Here is a 4,419-nt window from a genome sequence, read left to right as displayed (position 1 = left end):
GCCCCTTCACTTCGGGGTCGTTGAATAGTAGAGTGTCCATAGCGGGCATCGCCTTCCTTCGAATCTGTCTTTTGTGGTGATTGACGATTCTAGACGATGTCCGTGTTTCTCGGGCAGTCTTCGCCCGCCCTCCAGAAACGGATTGATACACCAACTTTCGGGACGCTACCAGCAGATCCAACGCCCACAACGCTATCATGGCGAGCAGTGCTGACGAGGATCCAGCGAGCCCATGCCGCATCGACTCGGCAGCAATCGGCCAATTTGCCGCTACTCCAAAACCCCACTGGACTCTTCGAGGAGAACCTACGCGTTTTTAACTGCCGGCCACTTTCCGCCACTGCGGGCGATCAACGCTTCCTCCTCCTCGATCATAGCGTCGATCTCCTCCCTCGTCATTCCTGCGAACCGTTCAGCTGGCGATTGGTCGTACGGAGGAATGTTGTCGGATCCGTCAATGTCGATATAGATGCTTGCAGATTTCTCCATGATACCCCGCCCTTTCAGTCCGCCCTCTCATCGTCGCCTCGGACGACACGATTCAGTCATAGTCTTTATCCACATCGACGCGCATGGATAGTTGTACATTCCGAGCAGGAGGCCCCGGCTCGCAGCTGCGGCAAGCCTGTCGCCGTTGTACGTGCTTGACCACCAGCCCATTCGTCACCGTGTTCCAAACTTTAGAGCACGTGGCAGCTTCCAAGCAGCTACGGCAGTCTTGATGGATCTCGGCAATTTGATTTCATTCTTAAGTTCTTCAGGAGCGCTATCGAACGCATCGCAATGAGCATCGAAGCACTTCTCCATCGGGTGGTCGCTTCCATACTTTTTGATGGTCGATCCGATAAAGGGCGTGGATGGGTACATGAATACGCTTTTCACAAGGTCGCGTCACTTGGCAATGAGCCTCTTACATCCTGCCCGAAGTCTGGACCGCAGCGCGCGTCCAGGCTCCTGCTGCTTAGAAGCATCGCCCAGGTCGGCTTGCGCTTGGCTTTGCGGCAAAGGCAGAACCGACCCGCCGGGACTACACCGCATCAGCAAGCAAAAGGTCCCCGTTTTAGCTGTTATCCGACACCGACCTGCACAGGTTGTCAAGGCGCGATGCGCTTCGCTTGCATTCGTTGACGCTTGAAATAGTGACCATGCGCTTGCCAGTCGGATATGCCGCGACGAGCTGCCCTGAATCCAGAAGCTGATCAACACGGCCTGGGGACACGCCTAGCTCTTCCGCCGCCTCCGCGAGCGTCATGCACAAGCTCTCGCGAATGAAACCGTCGCCCACCTCCACGCACAGCACCAACTGCGGGGCCTCGCCGAAGGTCGCCTCCGGCAGCGGCTCGTCGTTGTCAAGCATGTCCGCGATGAGGAGCTGCAAACAACCGGCGGCGTTCTCGCACGCCTCCTTGACGCTCGTCCCGCCTGCGACCATGCACTCGAAGGAGGGGACGGCCACGGTGTAGCCGCCCTCGCTCTCGCGAATTATAGATCCTTCGTAAGTGTAGAACATGCAACCTCCTTGAACGCCGCCTTCTACAGCACGCTGATAACGTCAATCGACGGCGCTTTTCTCTGAGACCATTCCAGTAACGTTGATGCCACCCATAGCCGCCGCGGAGCGCGACTGCCATGCGCCTCCTGCACACCGCCTCGTTCGTTGTGCAGGTTACCGAGACGATACCACGATCGATGACCTTGGGCAGCAGGAGCATGGCGTTAGTGAAGTTTGTCTAATTACCAGTCAGTTTATCACTGCTCCAAAGCCTTGATGTCGCAATACTCGACCACAGCCGTTTGCTCTTGCGATTCGCTCATGTTCTCGCCTCCTTGCACGTTCGATTGTGCAGGGAGCGTCACATATGATGGGCGGCGCAGAACGCCGATTAAAAAAGGAGGCGACGTTGAACGAAACGATCGGATGCCCGCGCTGTACCTATTGCGCGGCCTACCTGCCAGCTGGGTCCACAAGCGCGGAAAGTCTTTATTGCACGTACCTGAGAATGCATGTCGAAAAAGACGATGGATGCAGGTTCGGAGCCGCGGGAACCCCGATGCGTGGCTCGAACGCCCCGCAGGTAGACACCGGAATCGATGCGACGGCAAGGGGATACTATAGCTGGTGTGCGGAGCTGATGCGATGACGACCTTCGGAATGGACGAGCTACTTCTGTCGGCGACCATCGCCAGGAACGGCATCGCGGGTTAGATCAGGAAAACGCCCACCATGAGGGGGGGGGGCGGATGATCGGATACTCGAGGCAATAGAAGAGCCTCTACACAGCGAGGCCCCTCCAAATCATAGAACTACCAGCGGGAGCATTCTCCGTACTTGGACGATATCAGCAGCGCGAGAAGCTCGACGAACGTCATGGCGCACAGGACGAGCAGTATCAAGAATGCGAAGAACTCGTAGCCGTTGATCGGGATGAGCACGCCGAAGAACAGCATCCAGAGCCACGCGAAGAACAGCAGGACATGGGCAACGCCCAACCACTTCTTCCCGGCGTAGAAGTCGTGCCCTCCCCACACTCCGAGGAACAACCACAGCAGCAGCGCGAACAGCTTGCGCTTCCCCGCAGGCTCGACCGTGGCGGTCGCGGTCATGCCGACTCCGTACAAGCCGTTCGGGAACGGCACGCCCGCCACCTGGTACGCGTATTGGCACGCTCCCACCCACTGAGGGTTCTGCGCCCTATCGAACAACCCGTACGTCCCATCGGCGTTTAGCCCGACGTACTGATCCGACGTCATAGCCGCTTGAGCGTCGTTGATGTTGGCGTACTGCATGGCTCCCCCTCGACAATCATGATGTTGGCAATGAATATTACAACAGCAGGTCACCAGTCACAACCGCCTTGGCCTCCTTGACCGCCCGCTCGTAGACGCCCTCCCGCCAACGGTCGCGGTGCAGCACTTCGCCGTGCTCGGCCACTAGATCGCGAAGCCGCGCCTGCTTCGACCGGACGGCCTTCCGCGCTTCCAAGTCGTCGATCCCCGCCGCCCGCAACACCGTTTGACTACCAGCCAGTTTGTCACTGCTCCAAAACCATGAACGCGAAAACGAGGCCGTGTCCCGATTCGATGGTCGGGGCGTGCCTCGTCTTCATCCCGTACTGTACCATACCCGACCGATGCGTGGTGTTCGCCGTCGGGAAGACACGGCTCCCCCACGTGGGTTCGCCTTTGAAGCGGCAAAGATTTCCTTCGCCGTCCAGCACCGCCCATCCCACCGACCCGGTTCCGATATCAAGACCGATTTGGTACGACTCGACATTGCGCAAATTCATAGGTTCCCCTTACCTGCCTTTCGGGGCGCCGCGGAGGCGGCAACTTTGACTCTATATGCGAAGGACCCCTGATAGGGGTCCTTCGTTGTTCCAGGATGAATCTTCGATCGCTTTCTTACGCCTTTTCCACTTTCACGGCGCACACCTTGTACTCGGGGGCCTTCGACACGCGGTCGAGGGCGGCGATGGTGAGCCAGTTGCTGTTGCCGTCTTGGAAATGGAACGGCATCCACGTATGTCCCGGCGACGTCTTCTCGGACACATGCGCGACGGACTCGATGGAGCCGCGACGCGATGAGACGCGCACGATGTCCCCGTCGGCGATGCCGAGAGCCTCGGCATCGCACGTGTTCAGCTCGATGAACGAGCGGTTCGCTATCTCGTTCACGCCGTCGGTGCGAGCGGTCATGGCACAGGCGTTGTACTGGTACAGGATGCGACCCGTCATCATGACCAGCGGATACTCCGCATCGGGCAGCTCGGCGGACGGCTGGTAGTCGGGTGTGGAGAACGCGCCCAGCCCCTGGGCGAACTCGCCCATGTGCAGGATGGGCGTGCCGGGATGCTCGGCGCTTGGGCACGGCCACTGCAAGCCGCGGCCGGCCGTCTCGTCGCCGTCGAGGCGCGCATGGCTCATGCCGCCGTACGTGGGCGTGACCGAGACGATCTCGTCCATGACCTCGGCCGCGCTCAGACGAGGCTGCGCATAGCCCATGCGGTTCATGACCTCGGTGAAGATGTCGGTGTCGAGCCACGCGCCCACAGGCCCGTCCACGGCCTTGCGCACGCGCTGGACGCGCCGCTCGGTGTTCGTGAACGTGCCCTCCTTCTCGGCGTAGCTGCGCCCGGGCAGGATGACGTCGGCGTACTTGGCCGTTTCGGTCATGAACAGGTCGTCCACCACGAAGAACTCGAGCGCCTCGAGCGAGCGGATCACGTGATGCGTATCGGGGTCGGTGCGCACGGGATCCTCGCCGAACAGGAACAGCCCCTTGATGCCGCCCTCGATCATGGCCGGGAAGCACTCGGTGGCCTTGATGCCGCGCGCACGCGGAAGCGCGGCGCCCCACGCCTTCTCGAAGCGGCGCACCACCTCGGGATCAGCCACCTTCTGGTAGCCGGGCAGGTCGTC

The 4,419-nt window shown here is 60.2% G+C and carries 5 protein-coding genes; all 5 read right to left on the bottom strand.

The features are described 5' to 3' along the window. Nucleotides 1–306 precede the first annotated feature (306 nt). A complete protein-coding gene (locus ACMO6A_RS02615) occupies nt 307–489 on the bottom strand; it encodes a hypothetical protein (RefSeq protein WP_015761023.1) in 183 nt (60 codons plus the stop codon). Nucleotides 490–1,060: 571 nt separating this feature from the next. Continuing rightward, nucleotides 1,061–1,510, bottom strand: coding sequence for a type II toxin-antitoxin system HicB family antitoxin (locus tag ACMO6A_RS02610; RefSeq protein WP_015761024.1), 450 nt, complete (start codon nt 1,508–1,510; stop codon nt 1,061–1,063). A 794-nt stretch (nt 1,511–2,304) separates the two neighbouring features. Beyond that, nucleotides 2,305–2,787 (bottom strand): NINE protein, encoded by a 483-nt coding sequence (locus ACMO6A_RS02605; RefSeq protein WP_015761025.1) that lies wholly within the window; start codon nt 2,785–2,787, stop codon nt 2,305–2,307. Nucleotides 2,788–2,824: 37 nt separating this feature from the next. Further along, on the bottom strand, nt 2,825–2,983 hold the full coding sequence (locus tag ACMO6A_RS02600; protein ID WP_156115181.1) for a hypothetical protein: 159 nt from the start codon (nt 2,981–2,983) through the stop codon (nt 2,825–2,827). Between the two features lie 419 nt (nt 2,984–3,402). Continuing rightward, nucleotides 3,403–4,419 (bottom strand): molybdopterin oxidoreductase family protein (locus tag ACMO6A_RS02595; RefSeq protein WP_418470739.1); only part of this gene is annotated, 1,017 nt, incomplete at its 5' end.

Origin of the sequence: Eggerthella sp. (genome assembly GCF_048329335.1) — a bacterium.
Classification (GTDB): domain Bacteria; phylum Actinomycetota; class Coriobacteriia; order Coriobacteriales; family Eggerthellaceae; genus Eggerthella; species Eggerthella lenta.
Note: the sequence above shows the minus strand (reverse complement) of the source record. Positions and strands in the feature narration are given on the sequence as shown.